The 21,745-nt window shown below is 56.3% G+C and carries 20 protein-coding genes; 15 read left to right on the forward strand and 5 right to left on the reverse strand.

Annotated elements, in window-relative coordinates; genetic code table 11:
* The first annotated feature begins 18 nt into the window (after positions 1–18).
* The 6 genes from mmuP (at position 19) to tauD (ending at position 5,986) form a co-directional block, all read left to right on the forward strand.
* Positions 19–1,419, forward strand: a complete 1,401-nt coding sequence (mmuP, locus tag KGP24_RS04955) for an S-methylmethionine permease (protein ID WP_194399667.1) — start codon at positions 19–21, stop codon at positions 1,417–1,419.
* Positions 1,406–2,338, forward strand: coding sequence for a homocysteine S-methyltransferase (mmuM, locus tag KGP24_RS04960; protein WP_223562551.1), 933 nt, complete (start codon positions 1,406–1,408; stop codon positions 2,336–2,338). The genes mmuP and mmuM overlap by 14 nt, the downstream gene beginning before the upstream one ends.
* Positions 2,339–2,576: 238 nt before the next feature.
* Positions 2,577–3,539 carry a taurine ABC transporter substrate-binding protein gene (gene tauA, locus KGP24_RS04965; protein ID WP_023293188.1) on the forward strand — a complete coding sequence of 321 codons (963 nt, stop codon included), beginning with the start codon at positions 2,577–2,579 and terminating at the stop codon, positions 3,537–3,539.
* A 10-nt stretch (positions 3,540–3,549) separates the two neighbouring features.
* Positions 3,550–4,317, forward strand: a complete 768-nt coding sequence (gene tauB, locus KGP24_RS04970) for a taurine ABC transporter ATP-binding subunit (protein WP_223562552.1) — start codon at positions 3,550–3,552, stop codon at positions 4,315–4,317.
* Positions 4,314–5,141, forward strand: coding sequence for a taurine ABC transporter permease TauC (gene tauC, locus KGP24_RS04975; RefSeq protein ID WP_223562553.1), 828 nt, complete (start codon positions 4,314–4,316; stop codon positions 5,139–5,141). Before tauB ends, tauC begins: the two co-directional genes overlap by 4 nt.
* Positions 5,138–5,986 carry a taurine dioxygenase gene (gene tauD, locus KGP24_RS04980; protein ID WP_223562554.1) on the forward strand — a complete coding sequence of 283 codons (849 nt, stop codon included), beginning with the start codon at positions 5,138–5,140 and terminating at the stop codon, positions 5,984–5,986. Before tauC ends, tauD begins: the two co-directional genes overlap by 4 nt.
* Before the next feature lie 52 nt (positions 5,987–6,038).
* Here the strand turns inward: tauD and KGP24_RS04985 are convergent, their stop codons facing one another.
* Both KGP24_RS04985 and hemB read right to left on the reverse strand, forming a co-directional pair.
* Entirely contained in the window at positions 6,039–7,739 is a 1,701-nt protein-coding gene (locus KGP24_RS04985) for a lysophospholipid acyltransferase family protein (protein WP_223562555.1), read from the reverse strand.
* Between the two features lie 127 nt (positions 7,740–7,866).
* Positions 7,867–8,841 (reverse strand): porphobilinogen synthase, encoded by a 975-nt coding sequence (hemB, locus tag KGP24_RS04990; RefSeq protein ID WP_021241687.1) that lies wholly within the window; start codon positions 8,839–8,841, stop codon positions 7,867–7,869.
* 454 nt (positions 8,842–9,295) lie between these two features.
* Here hemB and KGP24_RS04995 point away from each other — a divergent pair, with 454 nt between their 5' ends.
* On the forward strand, positions 9,296–12,070 hold the full coding sequence (locus KGP24_RS04995) for an autotransporter outer membrane beta-barrel domain-containing protein (RefSeq protein ID WP_223562556.1): 2,775 nt from the start codon (positions 9,296–9,298) through the stop codon (positions 12,068–12,070).
* Between the two features lie 93 nt (positions 12,071–12,163).
* A complete protein-coding gene (locus KGP24_RS05000) occupies positions 12,164–12,787 on the forward strand; it encodes a helix-turn-helix domain-containing protein (RefSeq protein WP_223562557.1) in 624 nt (207 codons plus the stop codon).
* 2 nt (positions 12,788–12,789) lie between these two features.
* On the opposite strand, the gene ampH is transcribed toward KGP24_RS05000, so the two are convergent.
* Entirely contained in the window at positions 12,790–13,950 is a 1,161-nt protein-coding gene (gene ampH, locus KGP24_RS05005; protein WP_223562558.1) for a D-alanyl-D-alanine-carboxypeptidase/endopeptidase AmpH, read from the reverse strand.
* Between the two features lie 203 nt (positions 13,951–14,153).
* On the opposite strand from ampH, the gene KGP24_RS05010 reads away from it, so the two are divergent.
* The 3 genes from KGP24_RS05010 (at position 14,154) to KGP24_RS05020 (ending at position 17,135) form a co-directional block, all read left to right on the forward strand.
* Positions 14,154–14,687, forward strand: coding sequence for an isochorismatase family protein (locus KGP24_RS05010; RefSeq protein WP_223562559.1), 534 nt, complete (start codon positions 14,154–14,156; stop codon positions 14,685–14,687).
* Positions 14,688–14,802: 115 nt separating this feature from the next.
* The gene (gene sbmA, locus KGP24_RS05015; protein WP_223562560.1) at positions 14,803–16,023 is read left to right on the forward strand and encodes a peptide antibiotic transporter SbmA; all 1,221 of its coding nucleotides are present in this window, start codon (positions 14,803–14,805) and stop codon (positions 16,021–16,023) included.
* A 14-nt stretch (positions 16,024–16,037) separates the two neighbouring features.
* On the forward strand, positions 16,038–17,135 hold the full coding sequence (locus tag KGP24_RS05020) for a DUF1615 domain-containing protein (protein ID WP_223562561.1): 1,098 nt from the start codon (positions 16,038–16,040) through the stop codon (positions 17,133–17,135).
* On the opposite strand, the gene KGP24_RS05025 is transcribed toward KGP24_RS05020, so the two are convergent.
* Positions 17,132–17,431: a DUF2755 family protein gene (locus tag KGP24_RS05025; RefSeq protein ID WP_008503287.1), complete on the reverse strand. Its 300-nt coding sequence runs from the start codon at positions 17,429–17,431 to the stop codon at positions 17,132–17,134. The two genes, KGP24_RS05020 and KGP24_RS05025, sit on opposite strands and share 4 nt — an antisense overlap.
* A 249-nt stretch (positions 17,432–17,680) precedes the next feature.
* On the opposite strand from KGP24_RS05025, the gene KGP24_RS05030 reads away from it, so the two are divergent.
* Positions 17,681–17,917: a DUF2754 domain-containing protein gene (locus KGP24_RS05030; protein WP_023334666.1), complete on the forward strand. Its 237-nt coding sequence runs from the start codon at positions 17,681–17,683 to the stop codon at positions 17,915–17,917.
* Here KGP24_RS05030 and ddlA read toward each other — a convergent pair.
* Positions 17,914–19,014 (reverse strand): D-alanine--D-alanine ligase, encoded by a 1,101-nt coding sequence (gene ddlA / locus KGP24_RS05035; protein ID WP_223562562.1) that lies wholly within the window; start codon positions 19,012–19,014, stop codon positions 17,914–17,916. The two genes, KGP24_RS05030 and ddlA, sit on opposite strands and share 4 nt — an antisense overlap.
* Positions 19,015–19,117: 103 nt before the next feature.
* Here ddlA and KGP24_RS05040 point away from each other — a divergent pair, with 103 nt between their 5' ends.
* The 3 genes from KGP24_RS05040 to iraP all read left to right on the forward strand — a co-directional run bounded on the left by KGP24_RS05040 (position 19,118) and on the right by iraP (position 21,655).
* Positions 19,118–19,801, forward strand: coding sequence for an extensin family protein (locus KGP24_RS05040; RefSeq protein ID WP_223562563.1), 684 nt, complete (start codon positions 19,118–19,120; stop codon positions 19,799–19,801).
* A 168-nt stretch (positions 19,802–19,969) separates the two neighbouring features.
* Positions 19,970–21,184, forward strand: a complete 1,215-nt coding sequence (locus tag KGP24_RS05045) for a multidrug efflux MFS transporter (protein ID WP_223562564.1) — start codon at positions 19,970–19,972, stop codon at positions 21,182–21,184.
* A 210-nt stretch (positions 21,185–21,394) separates the two neighbouring features.
* Positions 21,395–21,655: an anti-adapter protein IraP gene (gene iraP, locus KGP24_RS05050; RefSeq protein ID WP_023293178.1), complete on the forward strand. Its 261-nt coding sequence runs from the start codon at positions 21,395–21,397 to the stop codon at positions 21,653–21,655.
* Positions 21,656–21,745: the final 90 nt, after the last annotated feature.

Here is a 21,745-nt window from a genome sequence, read left to right on the forward strand (position 1 = left end):
ATACGTATAGAAGGTAATATGCAAACACAACAAGAAAATGGGCAGCTTAAGCGCACCATGAAAACACGCCACCTGGTTATGCTCTCGCTGGGCGGCGTGATTGGGACAGGGTTATTCTTCAATACCGGCTACATCATTTCAACGACCGGGGCGGCGGGCACGCTGCTGGCGTACCTGATAGGCGCGCTGGTGGTCTGGCTGGTGATGCAGTGTCTGGGCGAACTTTCCGTGGCGATGCCGGAAACCGGCGCGTTCCACGTCTATGCCGCCCGCTATCTTGGCCCGGCGACGGGCTACACCGTAGCGTGGCTCTACTGGCTTACCTGGACGGTGGCGCTCGGCTCAAGCTTTACCGCCGCCGGCTTCTGCATGCAGTACTGGTTCCCGCAGGTGCCCGTCTGGGCGTGGTGCGTGGTCTTCTGCGTGGTGATTTTTGGCCTCAACGTCATCTCGACGCGCTTCTTTGCTGAAGGCGAATTCTGGTTCTCCCTGGTCAAAGTCATCACTATCATCGCCTTTATTATTCTTGGCGGGGCGGCGGTCTTTGGCTTTATCCCGATGCAGGATGGTTCACCTGCGCCGGGCTTAAGCAACATCACTGCCGAAGGCTGGTTCCCGCACGGCGGTCTGCCGATCCTGATGACCATGGTGGCGGTGAACTTTGCCTTCTCGGGGACCGAGCTCATCGGTATTGCGGCGGGGGAAACGGAAAATCCGCACAAGGTGATTCCGGTCGCTATCCGCACCACTATTGCGCGCCTCATTATCTTCTTTATCGGTACCGTATTCGTGCTGGCGGCGCTAATCCCGATGCAGCAGGCAGGCGTGGAAAAAAGCCCGTTCGTGCTGGTGTTTGAAAAGGTCGGTATTCCTTACGCGGCAGATATCGTTAACTTCGTGATCCTGACGGCGATCCTCTCGGCGGCGAACTCGGGCCTGTACGCCTCCGGGCGCATGCTGTGGTCGCTTTCGAATGAGAAAACGCTGCCGCGCTGCTTTGCCCGCGTAAACAAAAACGGCGTGCCGCTGACGGCGCTCTCGGTTTCTATGCTCGGCGGCGTGCTGGCGCTGTTTTCAAGCGTCGTGGCGCCGGACACGGTGTTTGTCGCGCTCTCGGCGATTTCCGGTTTTGCGGTAGTGGCGGTGTGGATCAGCATCTGCGCGTCGCACTTCGTTTTCCGTCGCCGCCATCTGCAGTCCGGCCAGCCGCTTTCTGCGCTGCAGTATCGTGCCCCCTGGTATCCGCTGGTGCCGGTGCTCGGTTTTATCCTCTGCGTGGTGGCCTGTGTCGGCCTGTGGTTTGACCCAAGCCAGCGCATTGCCCTTTATTGCGGGCTTCCGTTTGTCGCTCTGTGTTATGGTGCGTACTACCTGACCCGAAATATGACATCGCAGGAGCCTGAACATGTCGCAGAATAACCCGCTTACCGCCATCCTTGAAAAACAGCCGTTTGTGGTGCTGGATGGCGCGATGGCGACGGAGCTGGAAGCGCGCGGCTGTAACCTGGCAGACAGCCTCTGGTCAGCCAAAGTGCTGGTGGAAAACCCGGAACTCATCCGTGAAGTGCATCTCGATTACTATCGCGCGGGCGCGCAGGTGGCGATCACCGCCAGCTATCAGGCCACGCCTGCGGGCTTTGCGGCGCGCGGCCTGGACGAAGCGCAGTCCCGCGCGCTGATCGGTAAAAGCGTGGAGCTGGCGCGTAAGGCGCGCGAAGCGTATCTGGCTGAAAATCCGCATGCGGGCACGCTGCTGGTGGCGGGATCCGTTGGGCCGTATGGTGCATATCTGGCGGATGGCTCAGAGTATCGAGGCGACTACGTACGCAGTGCGGAGGAATTCACCACCTTCCATCGTCCGCGCGTGGAAGCGCTGCTGGATGCGGGCGCTGACCTGCTGGCCTGCGAAACGCTGCCCTCGTTTGCCGAAATTAAGGCGCTGGCGGCGCTGCTGTCTGAATATCCCCGCGCCCGGGCGTGGTTCTCCTTTACCTTGCGGGACAGCGAACACCTGAGCGACGGTACGCCGCTGCGTGACGTGGTCAGCGTGCTGGAAAACTCTCCCCACATCGTCGCGCTGGGCATTAACTGTATCGCCCTGGAAAATACCACGGCGGCGCTGAAGCATCTGCAAAGCCTGACGTCGCTGCCGCTGGTGGTTTACCCGAACTCGGGCGAGCATTATGACGCGGTAACCAAAACCTGGCACCACCACGGCGAAGCGTGCGAGACGCTGGCGGGGTATCTTCCGCAGTGGCAGGCTGCCGGGGCGAAGCTGATTGGCGGATGCTGTCGCACCACGCCGAAAGACATTGCTGAGCTGAACGCACAGCGCTGAGTGCTTTGCCGGGTGGCGGCTACGCCTACCCGGCCTACATCTGAGGTTTCGTGCGGCCTGATGCCCTCACCCTGACCCTCTTCCACGGGGAGAGGGAAAAAACGAACCGCACAAAATTCGCTATCCTTTCCCGCTTTTTATCTAAAAACGAATCGTTATGAGCGATTCATTTTTATTCCTTTATCAAAATTCCCTCGCCGGAAATACTGCCCTCATAACAACAAGGGGAGCAGGCACTATGGCAATTTCATCGCGAATCACACTTCTCGGCGCACTGGCGCTGTGGGCATTTCAGGCGCAGGCGGTGGACGTCACCGTCGCGTATCAAACCTCTGCGGAACCGGCGAAAGTCGCGCAGGCGGACAACACCTTTGCCAAAGAGAGCGGCGCGAAAGTCGACTGGCGCAAGTTCGACAGCGGGGCGTCCGTCGTGCGTGCGCTAGCCTCGGGCGACGTGCAGATCGGCAATATCGGATCCAGCCCGCTGGCGGTTGCGGCGAGCCAGCAGGTGCCGATTGAGGTGTTCCTGCTCGCCTCCCAGCTCGGTAACTCTGAAGCGCTGGTGGTGAAGAAAAACATCACCAAACCGGAAGATCTGATCGGCAAACGCATCGCCGTGCCGTTTATCTCCACCACCCACTACAGCCTGCTGGCGGCGCTGAAACACTGGGGCATCAAGCCGGGTCAGGTACAAATTATCAACCTCCAGCCGCCGGCGATTATCGCCGCCTGGCAGCGTGGGGATATTGACGGGGCTTACGTCTGGGCTCCGGCCGTGAACGAACTGGAAAAAGACGGCACCGTGCTGACTGACTCCGAAAAAGTGGGCCAGTGGGGCGCGCCAACCCTCGACGTGTGGGTAGTGCGCAAAGACTTTGCCGAGAAACATCCTGAGGTGGTGAAAGCCTTCGCAAAAAGCGCGATTGACGCCCAGCAGCCGTACATCAGCAATCCGGATGAATGGCTGAAGCAGCCTGCCAACCTGGAAAAACTCTCCCGCCTGAGCGGCGTGCCGGAAGCGGACGTACCGGGGCTGGTGAAAGGCAATACCTATCTGACGCCCGCGCAGCAGGTGCAGCAGCTGACCGGGCCGGTGAACAAAGCGATTGTAGATACCGCCACCTTCCTGAAAGAGCAGGGCAAAGTGCCCGCGGTGGCGGCGGATTACAGCCAGTACGTGACCGATCGTTTTGTGAAATAAGGAGTCCGCCATGCTGAATATTACGAACCTGTACGCCGATTACGGTGGTAAACCCGCGCTGGAGGACATCAACCTGACGCTGGACAGCGGTGAACTGCTGGTGGTGCTGGGCCCGTCAGGGTGCGGAAAAACCACGCTGCTGAATCTGATCGCCGGGTTTGTCCCTTATCAGCATGGCGCTATTCAACTGGAAGGCAAAAAAGTGGAAGGCCCGGGCGCAGAGCGCGGCGTGGTCTTCCAGAACGAAGGGTTGCTGCCCTGGCGAAACGTGCAGGAAAACGTGGCGTTTGGGCTACAGCTTGCGGGCATCAACCGCGAACAGCGGCTGGAGACGGCGCGGGCGATGCTGAAAAAAGTGGGGCTGGAAGGGGCGGAAAAACGCTTTATCTGGCAGCTTTCCGGCGGCCAGCGCCAGCGCGTAGGTATTGCCCGCGCGCTGGCAGCGAATCCGCAGCTGTTGCTGCTGGACGAGCCGTTCGGGGCGCTGGATGCCTTCACCCGCGAGCAGATGCAAACCCTGCTGCTGCGCCTGTGGCATGAGACGGGCAAGCAGGTGCTGTTGATTACCCACGATATCGAAGAGGCGGTATTTATGGCGACGGAGCTGGTGCTGCTCTCGCCGGGGCCGGGCCGCGTGCTGGAGCGTTTGCCGCTGGATTTCGCCCGCCGCTACGTCGCGGGGGAACCCGTGCGCAGCATCAAATCCGATCCGCTGTTTATCGAACAGCGTGAATACGTCTTAAGCCGCGTGTTTGAACAGCGGGAGGCTTTCTCATGAGCATCATCTTCAGTGAAAAAACGCGCCGCACGCGTCTGGCGCTGCGCTGGCCTTTCTCGCGTCAAATCACGTTGAGCGTCGGTACGCTGCTGGTGCTGCTGGCGGTGTGGTGGGCTGTGGCTGCCCAGCAGTGGGTCAGCCCGCTGTTTCTGCCGCCGCCGGGACAGGTGCTGGCCAAACTCATTACCATCGCCGGGCCGCAGGGCTTTATGGACGCCACGCTCTGGCAACATCTTGGGGCAAGCCTGACGCGTATTCTGGTGGCGCTGCTGGCGGCGGTAATTATCGGGATACCGGTCGGGATCGCGATGGGCTTAAGCCCGACGGTGCGCGGTATTCTCGACCCGCTGATTGAGCTTTACCGCCCGGTGCCACCGCTGGCCTATCTTCCGCTGATGGTGATCTGGTTCGGCATCGGTGAAACGTCAAAAATCCTGTTGATTTATCTGGCGATTTTCGCCCCGGTTGCCATGTCGGCGCTGGCGGGGGTGAAGAGCGCCCAGCAGGTGCGGATCCGCGCGGCGCAGTCGCTGGGCGCCAGCCGCACGCAGGTGCTGCTGTTCGTGATTTTACCGGGCGCGCTGCCGGAGATTTTAACCGGACTGCGCATCGGCCTCGGCGTAGGCTGGTCAACGCTGGTGGCGGCAGAGCTGATTGCAGCCACGCGCGGCCTTGGGTTTATGGTGCAGTCGGCGGGAGAGTTCCTGGCGACTGACGTGGTGCTGGCAGGGATCGCGGTGATCGCCGCGATCGCCTTCGGATTAGAACTGGGGCTGCGCGCGCTACAGCGCCGCCTGACGCCCTGGCATGGAGAAATACAATGAGTGAACGTCTGACCATTACCCCGCTGGGGCCGTACATTGGCGCGCAGGTGTCGGGCCTGGATGTGACCCGTCCGCTGAGCGATAATCAGTTCGAGCAGCTGTACCACGCGGTGCTGCGCCATCAGGTCGTTTTCCTGCGCGAACAGGCAATCACCCCGCAGCAGCAGCGCGCGCTGGCCCTCCGCTTTGGCGATCTGCATATCCACCCCGTCTACCCGCATGCGGAGGGGGTGGAGGAGATTATCGTTCTGGACACCCACAACGATAACCCGCCGGATAACGACAACTGGCACACCGACGTGACCTTTATCGAGACGCCGCCCGCCGGGGCCATTCTGGCGGCGAAGCTGCTGCCGGAAACCGGGGGCGATACGCTGTGGACCAGCGGGATTGCGGCGTATGAGGCGCTCTCCGCGCCGTTCCGGACGCTGCTGAGCGGGCTGCGGGCGGAGCATGACTTCAAGAAATCGTTCCAGGAGTACAAGTACCGCAGAAGTGAAGAGGAACACCAGCGCTGGCAGGAAGCGGTTGCGAAACATCCTCCATTGCTGCACCCGGTTGTGCGGACCCATCCGGTTACGGGCAAGCAGGCGCTGTTCGTGAACGAAGGCTTCACGACGCGCATTGTGGATGTGTCTGAGAAAGAGAGCGAGGCGCTGTTAGGTTTCCTGTTCGCGCATATCACTAAGCCGGAGTTTCAGGTGCGCTGGCGCTGGCAGGAGAACGACCTGGCGATCTGGGATAACCGCGTAACGCAGCACTATGCCAATGCGGACTATCTTCCGCAGCGCCGGATTATGCAGCGGGCGACGATTTTGGGGGATAAGCCGTTCTTTCGTCCTTGACCCCGCCGCACCCTTAGGCCGGGTGGCGGCTACGCCTTACCCGGCTGCACATTTAAAGGTGCGCCTCAATATACCGCTGATAGCGGTTCGCCTTCAGGTAACACAAATCCACCAGCACCAGCCCGTCGACGCAGTTGTTGAATGCCGGGTCGCTGCCAAAATCAATAAACTGCACGCCGCCGGGCTCGCACAGCTCGGAATATTGCTTGTAGAGCGGCGGAATGCCGCAGCCAAGATTGCCGAGCAGGGATTTCAGCTTCGTCAGATCGTCCACGTAATCCACGCCGCCAAACTGCGCGAGCACGTCCGGCAGTGATGCGGGATACGGCTGACGTGACGCGGCTAGCGGATGCGTCGCCGGGAACCACAGGCGGTAAAATGCCACCAGCAGATCCCGCGCGGCAGGCGGTAAGCCGCCGGAAATGGAGACCGGGCCAAACAGGTAGCGATAGTTCGGATAACGCGCCAGGTAAGCCCCAATGCCGGACCATAAATAGTCCAGGCCGCGGCGTCCCCAGTAGCGCGGCTGAATAAAGCTGCGCCCCAGCTCAATGCCGTGCTCCAGCACATCCTGCATTTTGTCGTCGTAGTGGAACAGGCTATAGCTGTACAACCCTTCCAGACCTCGACGTTCAACCTGGCTGGCGGTGGGCATAAAGCGGTACGCGCCGACGATCTCCAGATCTTCATCATCCCAGAGGATCAGGTGCATATAATCATCATCGTAGCAGTCGGTGTCCCGGCGCTTGCCGCTCCCTTCTTCCACCGCGCGAAAGGCAATCTCGCGCAGGCGGCCCAGCTCGCGCAGCAGAGGGGCGTCTTCCTGACCGTTGCGCTGCCACAGGTAGATGGTTTTACCGTCGCTGGTATTGCCCAGACACTCGGCCTGCGCCAGCGCGCGTTTCAGGGTGGCCCGGTCTTCCGGACGGGCAATGGCGCACTGGGTTTTAAAGACGCCAGGCACTCCCTTGCCAAGACGCATCACGTGCTGACGGCACTGCTCGGCCATCTCACGCGACGAAAGGGTGGCGCTATGCCAGTGATGCCAGGCAATCTGCTGGCCGATTTTAATCGGCAGCTGGCTATGGCGGCGGCGGAACATCTGCTGCATGAGTAACAGCATCGACAGCGTCGGGGAGACCAGCGTGCTGGCATAAAAGAGCAGGCTGTTATGCGCCTGAATATGCACCGGCAGCAGCGGGGCGCGCAGCTTGCTGGCGAGTTTGATAAAGCCAGAGTGCCACTTTTTGTCGCGAATGCCTTTGCGCGTGGGGCGGGAAACTTCTCCGGCCGGGAAGAAGATCAGCACGCCCGCGTTTTGCAGATGCTGCTCCATCTGCACCAGCGACGATTTCGCCGTCCTGCCGCCCATATTGTCCACCGGAATAAACAGCGAGCTGAGGGGCTCAAGGTGAGTTAGCATCCGGTTGGTCACGACTTTAACATCGCGACGCACGCGGGAGACGGCGTACATCAGCGCCAGCCCGTCCAGCGTACCCGTAGGGTGGTTAGCAATAATGACCAGCGGGCCATGTTCGGGGATTTGTTCAAGATCGCGGGCAGAAACGGTGCAGAGAATATCAAGGTGTTCCAGAATTTGCTCCACCATATCCAGCCCTTTCAGGTGGAGGTGTGCTGCTGCAAATTGCTGAAATTCGTCTTCGTAAAACAGTCTTTTTAACAGACTTTTTTGCCAGGGGGCAGGCCTCGCCTGAGGCCAAAGATCGTCGAGAACGCTATCGAGGCTAAACATGGTTACTCCTCCTGCCGTCTTGCGAAGACAGTAGAAGGAGCAGATGTCGGTTGTATTGCAGTTTGGTGAAGATTAGCGCAGAGAACAGGCCGGGTAATGCGAAGACGCCACCCGGCGCTAAAGCGGATTAACGCAGAATTTTCTTCTCGGCCAGATCCAGCGCGAAGTAGCTGAAGATCAGATCCGCGCCTGCGCGTTTGATGGCGCCGAGGCTTTCCAGGATCACTTTCTCTTCGTCAATGGCACCCGCCAGCGCGGCGAATTTGATCATCGCGTATTCGCCGCTGACCTGGTAAGCGCCCAGCGGCAGCTCGGTGCGCTCGCGGATGTCGCGCAGAATATCAAGGTACGCGCCCGCTGGTTTCACCATCAGGCAGTCTGCGCCCTGAGCTTCATCCAGCAGGGATTCGCGAATCGCTTCCCGACGGTTCAGCGGGTTCATCTGATAGGTTTTACGATCGCCCTTCAGCGCTGTACCGGCCGCTTCACGGAACGGGCCGTAGAAGGAGGAGGCAAATTTGGTGGAGTAGGACATGATGGCGGTGTCGGTGAAGCCCGCCGCGTCCAGCGCCTGACGAATCGCCTGAACCTGTCCGTCCATTGCGGCAGAGGGCGCGATGAAGTCCGCACCCGCAGCGGCAGCCACGACCGCCTGTTTGCCGAGGTTCAGCAGGGTGGCATCGTTATCCACGCCATGATCGCACAGCACGCCGCAATGGCCGTGAGAGGTGTATTCGCAGAAGCAGGTGTCTGACATGACGACCATTTCCGGCACGGTCTCTTTGCAGATGCGGGACATGCGGGCGACGAGACCATCTTCTTTCCAGGCGTCACTGCCGGTGGCGTCGGTATGGTGAGAGATGCCGAAGGTCATCACCGAGCGGATCCCCGCGTTGGCGATGCGTTCAATCTCACGTGCCAGATATTTCTCCGGAATGCGCATTACGCCCGGCATGGCTTCGATGGCTTTGTAGTCATCGATCTCTTCTTCGACAAAAATCGGCAACACCAGATCGTTTAAGGTCAGGGTTGTCTCTTCAAACATAGCGCGCAGTGCAGGTGACTTGCGCAGGCGGCGTGGGCGTGCAATTAAATCGGTCATGGTATGCCTGATGTTTGTGGAACAAAGAGGGCTAGTGTACATCAAAGTTAAGAGGGGTGTTTTACTAAAGTGGGCATTTTGCTTTTACGAAATGCGGAGGGTGAGTTTGCCTGTCATCAATAATATTTAATGCAGATAAGAATATCACTGAGAGGAGAATGAGATATTTGCGTTATTTCTATATGGGAATGAATATATCATTAAAAATGATTTATTATTTTTAATGGTATTTTCCCGATTGGTTTGGTCTTGCATTAACGTTTTGTTTTTATAATGTTTATTATATGGCGCCTTATATTTTTTGGGCCTGGATGTGTTTTTTGTCTGAATACGGACTTAATGGAAACATTCATTGAACCTTTTCGAAATGAAACTGCATAATTCCCTCCGCAATTAAATATTGCAAATTCATTGATGGACAAACTTGCTTACGTCCCTGAGGAGGGATGATCCAATGCAAACATGGAAAAAGAAACTGGTTGTATCTCAACTTGCATTAGCCTGCACCCTGGCTATCGCTTCTCAGGCCAATGCGAAGGATATTTCCGGTACGACATATAATACCTTTGGATACGATAATACAGCATCCTCTCCCTGGTATTATGGTTATGCCGACTGGGGTTACTCAGATGCCATCCACGATGGTGATATTTATCCCGTGATTAATAAAGCCACTGTGAATGGTGTTATTTCTACGTATTATCTCGATGATGGCATCAATGGTCGGGCGAATGCGTTGAGCATTTCCAACAGTACCATTAATGGCATGATCACTTCTGAATGTATGACCACCTCGTGTGCTGATGGTATAGATACCGACGGCACGACCCATTCTCAGTACGATCGTTTTAGCCTGACCGTAGATAACTCAACGATCAACGATACCTATGAACATTACGCTTATGATGTCGTAAATGGTCAGAGTACAGAGACGCATTATCTGGACACCTATGCTTTGGGTAACGCGATTACCCTGGATGTTGAATCGGATATCGTTATCCAGAATAATTCTCACGTCGCGGGGATTACCCTGACGCAGGGGTATCAGGAGCTGGATAATACCCCATACGACGGCGTTGAAGGCGTAGCCAACAGCAGTAAAGTCTTTACCGATACGCTACTTGTGAAAGATTCGGTACTGACTTCCGGTGCGTACAGTGATTTAGGTACCAGCGGATTCTACGGTCAAAGCGCGAAGCCGAGCGATTATGGTGAAACCAACGTGACAGCGGCAGATGATGCGGCGCTGATTGTGGCAGCCAGCGCGTCTGATAACGCGATGCAGACCACTGCCACGTTCGATCACTCCACCGTTACTGGTGACATTCTGTTCTCCAGCACCTTCGACAATAACTTCTACCCGAACGGCGATCCAGCAACCGATACCACCGACGATGGCATCTATAACCCCACCACCAACGGCTGGGATGGCACCGATAAGCTGGATGTTACTCTCACCAACGGCAGCAAATGGGTCGGCGCAGCGCAGTCCAGCGTTGAGGCTATTGGCACGGCGCAGATGTATGGCCAGGGCTACAGCAACGTAGACTGGAGCACTCTGTCTCCTAACAGCATTTGGCCGGATTCCACCTTTGACAGCAATGGGCATGTTGCGGGCGAAGCGGTGTATCAGAGTGGTCTGTTTAACATCGTGCTGGATAACGGCTCCGAGTGGGATACCCGTAAGGTGTCTAACATCGACACGCTGACCGTAAACAACCATTCTCAGGTCAATGTTGAAAACTCTGGCCTGCTGGCGGATACCATCACCCTGACCAATGCTTCATCAATGAATATTGGGGACAGCGGTGGCGTGGCAACCGACCACCTGTATCTGGACAGCTATAGCCGTGCGGCACTGACGGAAGAAACGGCCGAACTGTATGCCAACACCATCACCGTGGATAACGGTGCAGAGCTGGCGCTGGGGCTGGGCCAGGTTGATACGCACAATATGGTACTGACCGATGGCGGTGTGCTGAACGTTGCCAGCCGTGATTACGTGCTGAACAGCGATCTGAACAACGCCCGCTATATCACTAACGATAAGCACAGCGCTGATTATGACTACGGCGTAGTGGGTATTAACTCTGACGGCCATCTGGCGGTGAACGGTGACGTCGCCGGTAACTACCAGGTCCGTATCGATGACGCGACTGGGGCAGGTTCCGTTGCTGATTACAAAAATAAAGAGATTATCCGCATCTATGACAATAACGCGGATACCACAGCCAGCTTTACTGCTGCAAACAGAGCCGATTTAGGGGCCTATACATACCAGGCGCAGCAGCAGGGTGACGCCGTTGTCCTCCAGCAGAAAGCGCTGACCGACTACGCGAATATGGCGCTGAGCATTCCTTCTGCCAATACCAATATCTGGAATCTGCAGCAGGATACCGTAGGCACGCGTCTGACCAACAGCCGCCACGGCCTGGCGGATAAAGGCGGGGCGTGGGTGAGCTACTTCGGCGGCAACTTCGACGGTGACAATGGCGTTATCAGCTACGATCAGGACGTGAGCGGTATTATGGTGGGTCTGGATACCCAGATCGACGGTAATAACGCGAAGTGGATCGTCGGTGGTGCGGCAGGTTTCGCGAAGGGTGATATCAGCGATCGTACCGGTCAGGTCGATCAGGATAGCCAGACAGCGATGATCTACGCGTCAGCGAAGTTCATGAACGATCTGTTCCTTGACAGTTCCCTGAGCTACACCCGCTTCAACAGCGATCTCTCCGCTAACATGAGCAACGGTCAGTATGTTGACGGCAATACTACCAGTGACGCTGTTGGTTTTGGGCTGAAGCTGGGCTATGACTGGAAACCAAACCTCTCTGGCTACGTCACGCCATATGCAGCCGTATCTGGACTGTTCCAGTCTGGTGATGATTATCGTCTGAGCAATGACATGCGCATGGATGGGCAATCTTACGATAGCCTGCGTTATGAACTCGGTGTTGATGCGGGTTACACCTTCAGCTACGGCGGCGATCAGGCTCTGACCCCTTACTTCAAACTGGCCTACGTCTATGACGACGCCGATAACAATGCCGATATTAACGGCGACAGCATTGATAACGGCGTGAAAGGTTCAGCTGTTCGTGTTGGGCTGGGCACCCAGTTCAGCTTCACGAAGAACTTCAGCGCTTACACTGATGCCACTTATCTGGGCGGCGGTGACGTTGACCAGAACTGGGGCGCAAATCTGGGTGTGAAATATAGCTGGTAATATATAAAAGCGAGGGAGGGGTTACCTCCCCGCTTTCTACAAAAGTAATAAAAATAATATTGAACCGACAAATACGGATGCCTTGAGGTCTGCATGAACGTTAATGCGAAACCGCTTTCTGAATTACGCCGGCTCGAACAGTGTTTAATATCGGCCAGTACCCCTTTTACATGTACGCCCCAACAATTAATTACGTCAGACGAATGGAATGAGCCTCGTACGATCGTATTACAAACCGGTGTTATTGAGGTCTATCGTTCCTCTGATGAGCTGCTGGTTGGGATTGCGACTGCTCCTTTTATTTTCGGTCTGTCTACGGTGATGATTCGTCACTCTCAGGAATACAGGGTGGTTGCTAAAACGGCCTGTACCGGTTTTTATTTGCCTACGGAAACTACCCGTCAACTCATCCAACAGAATTCCCTCTGGAAAGAGGCCTTCTGCTGGTTATCATGGATAAACTACATTCTTGAAAAACGCGATATGCAGCTGGTTGGCAATAACTCCTATCACCAGATCCGCGCGATGCTGTTAAATATGGCCGAGTGGGATGAAACGCTGCGTTCAAAAATCGGTGTGATGAATCATATTCAGCAAAGCACACGCATTTCACGTTCTGTTGTTGCCGAAGTTCTGGCCGCCCTGCGACAGGGAAACTATATCAATATGAGCCGGGGCAAGCTGGTCAGCATCAACCGCTTGCCCACGGAATATTAATATCAGTTAGACGCGGTGAGCACCTGGGCTTTATTGGCGCTCAGTTCCGCCACTAAGTTATTAATTCCGTCACTCATATTGACGAAACGCGTATGCGGGGAGCGGGTGACCACTACAAACGCGCCGACGTTTGACTGCGGGATCATGGCCATATAGGTGATGAATCCACCGCCGCCACCGGTTTTTTGAATAATACCCGGACGGCCATTTTTGGGGGCCATATAGACCCAGCCCATACCGAGCGCATCGGCTTTACCCGGCACGTCCATCCCGATGACGCGGTGCAGCTGAGTACGCTGATAAATCAGGGTTTGCATACGATCGGCCTGGCTGCTGCGGGCGTAGAAATCCGAGGAAAGGAACTGCTGCATCCAGCGCATCATGTCGCCGGGCGTGGAGTAAACCCCGCCGCTGCCCACGGCCGCCAGCGTGTTGTTACAGGGGCTGGCGCCTTTCTCGGCCACCATCAGGCGACGGCACTGATCCGGGGACGGGGTAAAGGTGGTGTCTTTCATACCCAGCGGGCGGGTTATCTGCTCTTCAAACAGCTGCGTGTAAGGTTTGCCAGCCGCCGTTGAAAGGGCATCCGCCAGCAGGTCAAAGGCGAGGTTTGAATATGAGGCCTGCGAACCCGGTGCCGCCTTCAGCGTGGCGGTACTCAGGTAGCTCCAGCGCTGCTCGCGCGTTGGCCAGACAAATACGTCACGGTGCGCCGCTCCGCCTGGCTGCTCACGCGGCAGGGCGCTGGTGTGGGTGGCAAGGTTCACAAGCCGGATCGGCGTACCCTGATATGTTGGAACCCGGGAGCCTGGAGGCGCATATTTGCTGAGCGGGTCGTCGAGTTTCACCACGCCCTGGTCGAGCAGTTTCACCAGCATTTCGCTGGTCATCAGCTTGGTTAAGGACGCGATGCGGATAACGGAATCCAGCTGCGGGTGAACGTTATTACCCGGGCGCGTTTCGCCAAAGCTGCGGAACACACGCTGGTTGCCATCGATGACGACCATCGCCATCCCGGTCGCGCCGCTGCCGTAATAAATAAGGTTCGCGTAGCGATCGGCAATATCAGAAGCTAAAACGGGGGCCGTCAGCGGTTGGGCTGCCTGGGCGGTAGAAAAGCTCACCGCACACAGCGCGGCAAAAGAGAGCAGACAACGTTTCAACGAAGAGCATCCATGAAGTGAATGAGGAAAGTAATGGGTATTTATACTACTAAACGGTACCGCGCAATGTCCCGAATTGCATAACGATAGTGAAAAAACGTAACCATGGGTAAATATGAACAATTTACTTGCGAGCCATCTCCCATTTTGTGACATCGGGCTTATGATAGGTACCTGTGTCACTCAATCTTACGGAGAACGGTATGTCTGAGAAGCGTGTGGTTATGGTTGTCGATATGCAGAACGGGGTGTTTGAAACCCCCCGTCATCAGCGCGAAAAGTGTGTCTCTCTGATCAACCAGCTTACGCAGGCAGCCGACAAGGTGATTTTTATTCAGCATACCGAGCCCGGGGGCCTGGAAGAGGGAAGTGAGGGGTTTGCGCTACTGTCTGAACTCCATCAGCCAGCCGACGCGCTTTACGTCACCAAAACCGCCTGTGATGCCTTCTATAACACCGCGCTTGAGGCGCTGCTGCGGGAGCAGGGCATTCGCGAGTTTGTCATCTGCGGCTGCGCCACCGATTACTGCGTCGATGCGACAATCAAGAACGGCGTTAGCCGGGGTTATCACATCATCGTGGCGGAAGATGCTCATACTACCGCCAATCGCCCGGCGGCAGATGCGCAGATCCTGATTAACCACCACAACGACGTCTGGCGTAACTTCATCGCGCCGGCGAATCCTCTCGCAGTGAAACGCACCGAAACAATTCTCGAAAACTGGAAAGCGAACTAATAATCAACCCTCGGGTCTGACCTTTTTGCCCGGGCCTGGAGGCTGGCCCGGGCAGGTTTTTCCTGTGGTAACGTGTTGTGCACAGCAACAGCCATAACAACAAGAAGGAAGCATTATGTTTAAGTCTTTTTTCCCAAAGCCGGGGCCTTTTTTCCTGTCGGCATTTATTTGGGCACTGATCGCTGTCATTTTCTGGCAGGCGGGCGGCGGCGCATGGCTGACGCGCATCACGGGGGCGACAGGCGAGGTGCCGATTAGCGCGGCGCGCTTCTGGTCGCTCAGCTATCTGCTGTTTTACGCCTACTACATGGTGTGCGTTGGGCTGTTTGCGCTGTTCTGGTTTATGTATTCTCCGCACCGCTGGCAGTACTGGTCGATCCTCGGCACATCGCTGATTATTTTTGTCACCTGGTTCCTCGTGGAAGTGGGCGTGGCGGTGAACGCCTGGTATGCGCCGTTCTACGATCTGATCCAGACCGCGCTGAGTTCGCCGCATAAGGTGACCATCAACCAGTTCTACCATGAAGTCGGGATTTTCCTCGGTATCGCCCTTATTGCGGTGATCATCGGCGTGATGAACAACTTCTTCGTCAGCCACTACGTTTTCCGCTGGCGTACCGCGATGAACGAACATTATATGGCGCACTGGCAGCACCTGCGCCATATCGAAGGTGCCGCGCAGCGTGTGCAGGAAGACACCATGCGTTTTGCCTCCACCCTTGAAGACATGGGCGTAAGCTTTATCAACGCCATCATGACGCTGATTGCCTTCCTGCCCGTGCTGGTAACGCTCTCGGCGCATGTGCCGGACCTGCCGATTGTCGGCCATCTCCCGTATGGTCTGGTGATTGCCGCGATCGTCTGGTCGCTGATGGGTACGGGCCTGCTGGCGGTGGTGGGGATCAAACTGCCGGGTCTGGAGTTTAAAAATCAACGCGTGGAAGCCGCTTACCGTAAAGAGCTGGTTTATGGTGAAGATGATGCCGACCGCGCCTCGCCACCGACCGTCCGCGAGCTGTTTGGCGCCGTACGTCGTAACTACTTCCGACTCTACTTCCACTATATGTATTTCAACATTGCCCGTATTTTGTATCTGCAGGTGGACAATGTTTTCGGTTTGTTCCTGCTGTTCCCGTCGATTGTTGCGGGTACGATTACGCTCGGTCTGATGACGCAGATCACCAACGTTTTCGGTCAGGTTCGTGGGTCGTTCCAGTACCTGATCAGCTCCTGGACCACGCTGGTGGAGCTGATGTCCATCTACAAACGTCTGCGCAGTTTTGAACGTGAGCTGGACGATCGTGACCTGCAGGAAGTTACCAACACATTTAGCTAATACAGGGAGTTGCTATGCCTTTTGCCGTACCGCGCGCGTTACCGTTGTCCTTGCTGGCCGCTCTTGTGCTGGCAGGCTGTGCCGAACAAGGGGCCGCTCCGCTCAAAAAGGGGGAGAAGCCCGTCGATGTGGCGAGCGTTGTGCGGCAGAAAATGCCCGCCAGCGTGAAGGATCGCAATGCGTGGGCAGATGCGCTGGCAAAAACCTTTGAAAGCCAAAAGATCGCGCCGACCGAGGAGAATATCTGCTCGGTGCTGGCGGTGGCACAGCAGGAGTCGATGTACCAGTCAGACCCGGTGGTGCCGGGTCTGAACAAAATTGCCTGGAAAGAGATCGACCGCCGCGCGGAATCTATGCATATCCCGGTATTCCTCGTGCATACCGCGCTTAAAATCACCTCGCCGAACGGCAAAAGCTACAGCGAGCGGCTGGATGCGGTGAAAACCGAAAAACAGCTTAGCGCCATCTTTGATGATTTCATCAGTATGGTCCCGATGGGGCAGAAGCTGTTTGGCTCACTGAATCCGGTCCACACCGGTGGTCCGATGCAGGTGAGCATTGCGTTCGCGGAGAAGCATACCGACGGCTACCCCTGGAAAATCGACGGTACGGTGCGTCAGGAGGTCTTCTCCCTGCGCGGTGGGCTGTGGTTCGGCACGTATCATCTGCTGAACTATCCGGCGAACTACAATGAGCCGCTGTACCGCTTTGCCGACTTTAACGCGGGCTGGTATGCCAGCCGTAATGCGGCATTCCAGAGTGCGGTCAGCCGAGCAAGCGGCGTTAAGCTCGCGCTGGACGGCGATCTCATCGCTTACGGCAGCAGCGAGGCGGGAAGCACCGAGCTGGCCGTACGGAAATTATCGACCACGCTTGGCTTGAGCAACAGCGACATTCGCCGTCAGCTTGAGAAAGGCGATAGCCTGGCCTTTGAGAAAACGGATCTGTACAAGAAGGTGTTTGCGCTTGCAGAGCAGAAAAGCGGGAAAACGTTACCGAGGGCTATCCTGCCGGGGATCCAGCTGGAAAGCCCGAAGATCACGCGTAACCTGACCACCGCATGGTTCGCAAAACGCGTGGACGAACGCCGGGCTCGCTGTATGGGGCTTTAACGGCGGCGGCGAAAACGCAACACTAACGCCACAACGCCCAGAATCATACATCCCGCGAGGAAGGGGATCAGGCCGAACAGGGTGCTGACACCAAAGCCAATCTCAACTCGCGGGCGTCCGTTATCCTGTACCTGCATCAGGTGTTCATAAACGCCAGGCGCATGGACCAGCATATTGAGCAGCTGCGAGCCGGCCCAGAAGCAGAACAGGACAAACAGGGCATACGCGATATTACCCGCCGTGGAGGTTTTTGGTTTGCCGCCAAAAATCGGTTTCGACAATGTAAAGTCAGCCATGTTGACCTCCCGTGGTATCACTCTGTATTAATACGCGTCTTACGGGGTGAGTTTGACAGGTCATCGCATTTGTCAATATCAGAATCGTGGTAATTTACGCGCCGGAATCCTCCTGGATTGTCGATTTCTGCAGCACATCACAATTCCATCACTTAAGTGAAATTGCGTCGCGTTTCAGAATTTCCGTATCTGCCACAGACCTGGCCGAAAAACTGTGAGAGGATGTCTTTTTTTCCTGCCGGAGTTGTTATGAAGCTCACGTCCAAACTACGCCGTGACTGGCACTACTACGCCTTTGCTATCGGGCTGATCTTTATTCTTAACGGTGTCGTGGGCCTGCTGGGGTTTGAAGCAAAAGGGTGGCAAACGTATGCCGTCGGGCTGGTGACCTGGGTGATAAGTTTCTGGCTGGCGGGGCTGATTATCCGCCGCCGTCCCGAAGAGACGACAGCGGATGAGGCAGAGTCGGCGAAGCGCGCCGATTAACCGTTTACGGAACTTTTAAGCGCGCTGTCGGCGGCGTGACGCTCCAGCGCCAGTTCGATCAGGCGGGTGATTAATTCCGGGTAGCTCAGGCCGCTCGCCTGCCACAGCTTCGGATACATGCTGATGTTAGTGAACCCCGGCAGCGTGTTGATTTCATTGATCACCACTTCGTTTTCCGGCGTCAGGAACACATCCACGCGCGCCATGCCGCAGCAGCCGAGCGTCTGATAAGCGCGAATGGCGATCGCCCGGATCTTATCGTTAATCGCCGGATCGATATCCGCAGGAACGACAACCTGCGCGCCTTTATCATCAATGTATTTGGTGTCGTACGAGTAGAAGTCGCTGTTTAAGACCACTTCGCCGCAGGTGCTCGCCTGTGGAAAATCGTTGCCCAGCACGGCGCACTCAATTTCACGACCTTTGATACCCTGCTCAACCACCACTTTATGGTCGAACTCAAACGCCAGGCGAACGGCCTGCGTGAACTCAGCTTCGCTGGTGACTTTGCTGACGCCCACGGAGGAGCCCTGGTTTGCTGGCTTCACAAACAGCGGCAGACCCAGCTCTCCGCTGATTTGCGCGAAGGTGTGTTTGTCGCGGTTGGCGCGGGTGAGCGTAACGAACGGGGCAATATTCAGTCCGGCATCGCGCAGCAGGCGTTTGGTGACGTCTTTGTCCATGCATGCGGCAGAGCCGAGTACGTCCGAGCCGACGAACGGCAGGTTGGCCATGCGCAGCATGCCCTGCAGGGAACCATCTTCACCGAGGGTGCCGTGAACAATCGGGAAGACGACGTCGATCTGGGCGAGAGCCTGAGCATTGCCGGCGTCGATGAGCTGTCCCTTCACGACGCCGGGTACGGTGGCGACGCTAATTTCCGAAGGATTAAGGGCGATTTGTGCCGGATCGTGAGCATTCAGCAGATACTGGCTGGCATCGTTAACGTGCCACTGGCCCTGTTTATCAATGCCCAGCAGCACCACGTCGAAACGGCTTTTATCGATCGCGTCAACGATATTTTTGGCCGATTGCAATGACACTTCGTGCTCCGCTGATTTTCCCCCAAAGACAATACCTACGCGCTGCTTAGCCATCTCACTCTCTTCCAGTCTGACGAAAAGCCAATAACATACCACGATGCCCGGCGGGTTTCGCGGCCTTCTGCCATAATGTTTTGGGGAATGTTGAGGGGGGAGAGTGAAAGGAAAAACGCTGCTGACCGTTTTCATCATTGTGGCCGTTGCAACGGTGGGTTACCGCTGGTTGCCGCCTTACTACAACCCTTTCATGCCGCTGACGCTTGACGACCCGCCGGGCCTAATCATCCAGTATAAGCTCCGGCGCTTAACCCCCGAGGCGTGCGCGAGCCTGCTTTCGCAGGCTAACCAAAGAGATCTCATCCGCACCCAGCCGGTGGCGGACAGCGGCGGCGCGTGTCCGCTTAACAACGTCGTGCGCGTGCGTGACTTTGGCCCGGTCGGCCTGAACAGCAGTTTCCTTGCCAGCTGTCCCCTGGCCCTCAGCTCAGCGCTGTTTATCAGCCAGCAGGCCCGGCCGCTGACAAAACGCTATACGGGCAGCGACCTGGCTCGCATCGATCATCTCGGCAGCTTTGCCTGCCGCAATATTTATCACCGCCCTGACGCGCGACGCAGTGAACATGCCACGGCGGAGGCGCTGGATATCGCAGCTTTTCGTCTGGCGAACGGGGAACGCGTCGCGGTACTGAACGGCTGGAAGGCGGCAACAACGCAGCCATGGCTGAAGGCAATGCTGGCGGCAAGCTGCGGCTACTACGGAAACGGCCTGGGGCCGGAGTATAACGCGGCGCATGCCAACCATTTTCATCTGGGAATGCGCGGTTTCGGCCTCTGCCGATGAAGCACAATATTCCGCCAGAAAATGGATAAATTGTGACTTATTTCACAAATATGATGACTGGGAAGATAAAACACCAAAGTCAGTCAGGGCGCATCTCTGGTGCGACGTCAAAACACGTAACTTGCTAATCTGTAGGCGAATTCGCCTAAAAATGAAGACTATTTCGTTATGGAATCCTGGAAAGTTAATCTTATCTCGGTCTGGTTCGGTTGTTTCTTTACCGGATTGGCCATCAGCCAGATTTTGCCGTTCCTGCCGCTGTACGTGTCGCAGCTGGGGGTGACCTCGCATGAAGCGCTTTCCATGTGGTCCGGCCTGACGTTTAGCGTCACGTTTCTGGTCTCCGCCATTGTGTCACCGATGTGGGGCAGCCTGGCTGATCGGAAAGGCCGTAAACTGATGCTGCTGCGTGCCTCGCTCGGGATGGCGATTGCCATTCTGCTGCAGGCCTTCGCAACCAACGTCTGGCAGCTGTTTTTCCTGCGGGCGGTGATGGGGTTGACGTCCGGGTATATTCCAAACGCCATGGCGCTGGTTGCCTCTCAGGTGCCGCGCGAGCGTAGCGGCTGGGCGCTGAGTACGCTCTCCACGGCGCAGATAAGCGGCGTCATCGGCGGTCCGCTGCTGGGCGGTTTTCTGGCGGACCACGTCGGGCTTCGCGCCGTATTTATCATCACCGCGATCCTGCTGGTGGTCAGCTTCCTGGTCACGCTCTTTCTTATCAAAGAGGGGGGGCGCCCGGTTATCGGTAAATCTGAACGCCTGAGCGGCAAGGCCGTCTTCGCCTCGCTGCCCTATCCGGGACTGATGATCAGCCTGTTTGTGACCACCATGGTTATCCAGCTCTGCAACGGTTCGGTCGGGCCGATTCTGGCGCTGTTTATCAAGTCGATGGAGCCGGAGAGCACGAATATCGCTTTTCTGAGCGGCATGATTGCCGCCGTGCCGGGCGTTTCTGCCCTGATCTCCGCGCCGCGTCTGGGGAAACTGGGTGACAGGATCGGCACGGCGCGCATCCTGATGGCGACGCTGATCTTTGCGGTCGTTCTTTTCTTCGCGATGTCGTTTGTCACCTCTCCACTTCAGCTTGGCGTATTGCGATTTCTTCTCGGGTTTGCTGATGGCGCAATGTTGCCTGCGGTACAGACCCTGCTGGTTAAATATTCCAGCGATCAGGTGACGGGGCGAATCTTTGGATATAACCAGTCATTTATGTATCTGGGGAATGTTGCCGGTCCGCTTATTGGCGCATCCGTTTCCGCAATGGCCGGTTTTCGTTGGGTATTTGCGGCTACGGCGATTGTTGTTTTAATCAATATTATCCAGCTGGCTATTGCGCTGCGACGGCGCAGACAAATGGCGGAGGCCAAATCGGCGAGATAACGCTTTCGCAGATGTATTATATATTCTTATGGTAGCCGCATTTTTATATAACAAAATGCGGCGTCTTTTTATAGAAAAACGTTTCGCTCACGGCGCTACCTCTTTATTTTCGTTCCTGTATCACTTTTGCATACCATAATTAATTTCTTCTCTTTGCAATAGGGATTCAGAATGCTAACTTCAGATAAAACTGAAAAAGGAACTGGCACGATGAAAAACCTCATTGCTGAATTGCTGGTCAAGCTGGCACAAAAGGAAGAAGAGTCAAAAGAGCTGGTGGCCCAGGTCGAAGCGCTGGAAATTGTGGTCACCGCGCTGCTGCGACAAATGGCGAAAACCGATCAGCAGGCGTTGATTGAGAGCGTGGAAGGCGCGCTGGAGAGCGTCAGGCCTGAATCGCAGGTACCGGTTGAGGATGCGGAGATGCTCCACCAGTACGTAAAGAAGCTGTTAAGGCATCCGCGCAGCTAAACCGTCACAGGACGTAACGACGTGTCATAGAATTGTCATGCAGGATGCCTATAGTCGCTCTGTTTTTATTTTTATGTATTTGTACATGGA

Origin of the sequence: Enterobacter sp. JBIWA008, assembly GCF_019968765.1 — a bacterium.
Classification (GTDB): Bacteria; Pseudomonadota; Gammaproteobacteria; order Enterobacterales; family Enterobacteriaceae; genus Enterobacter.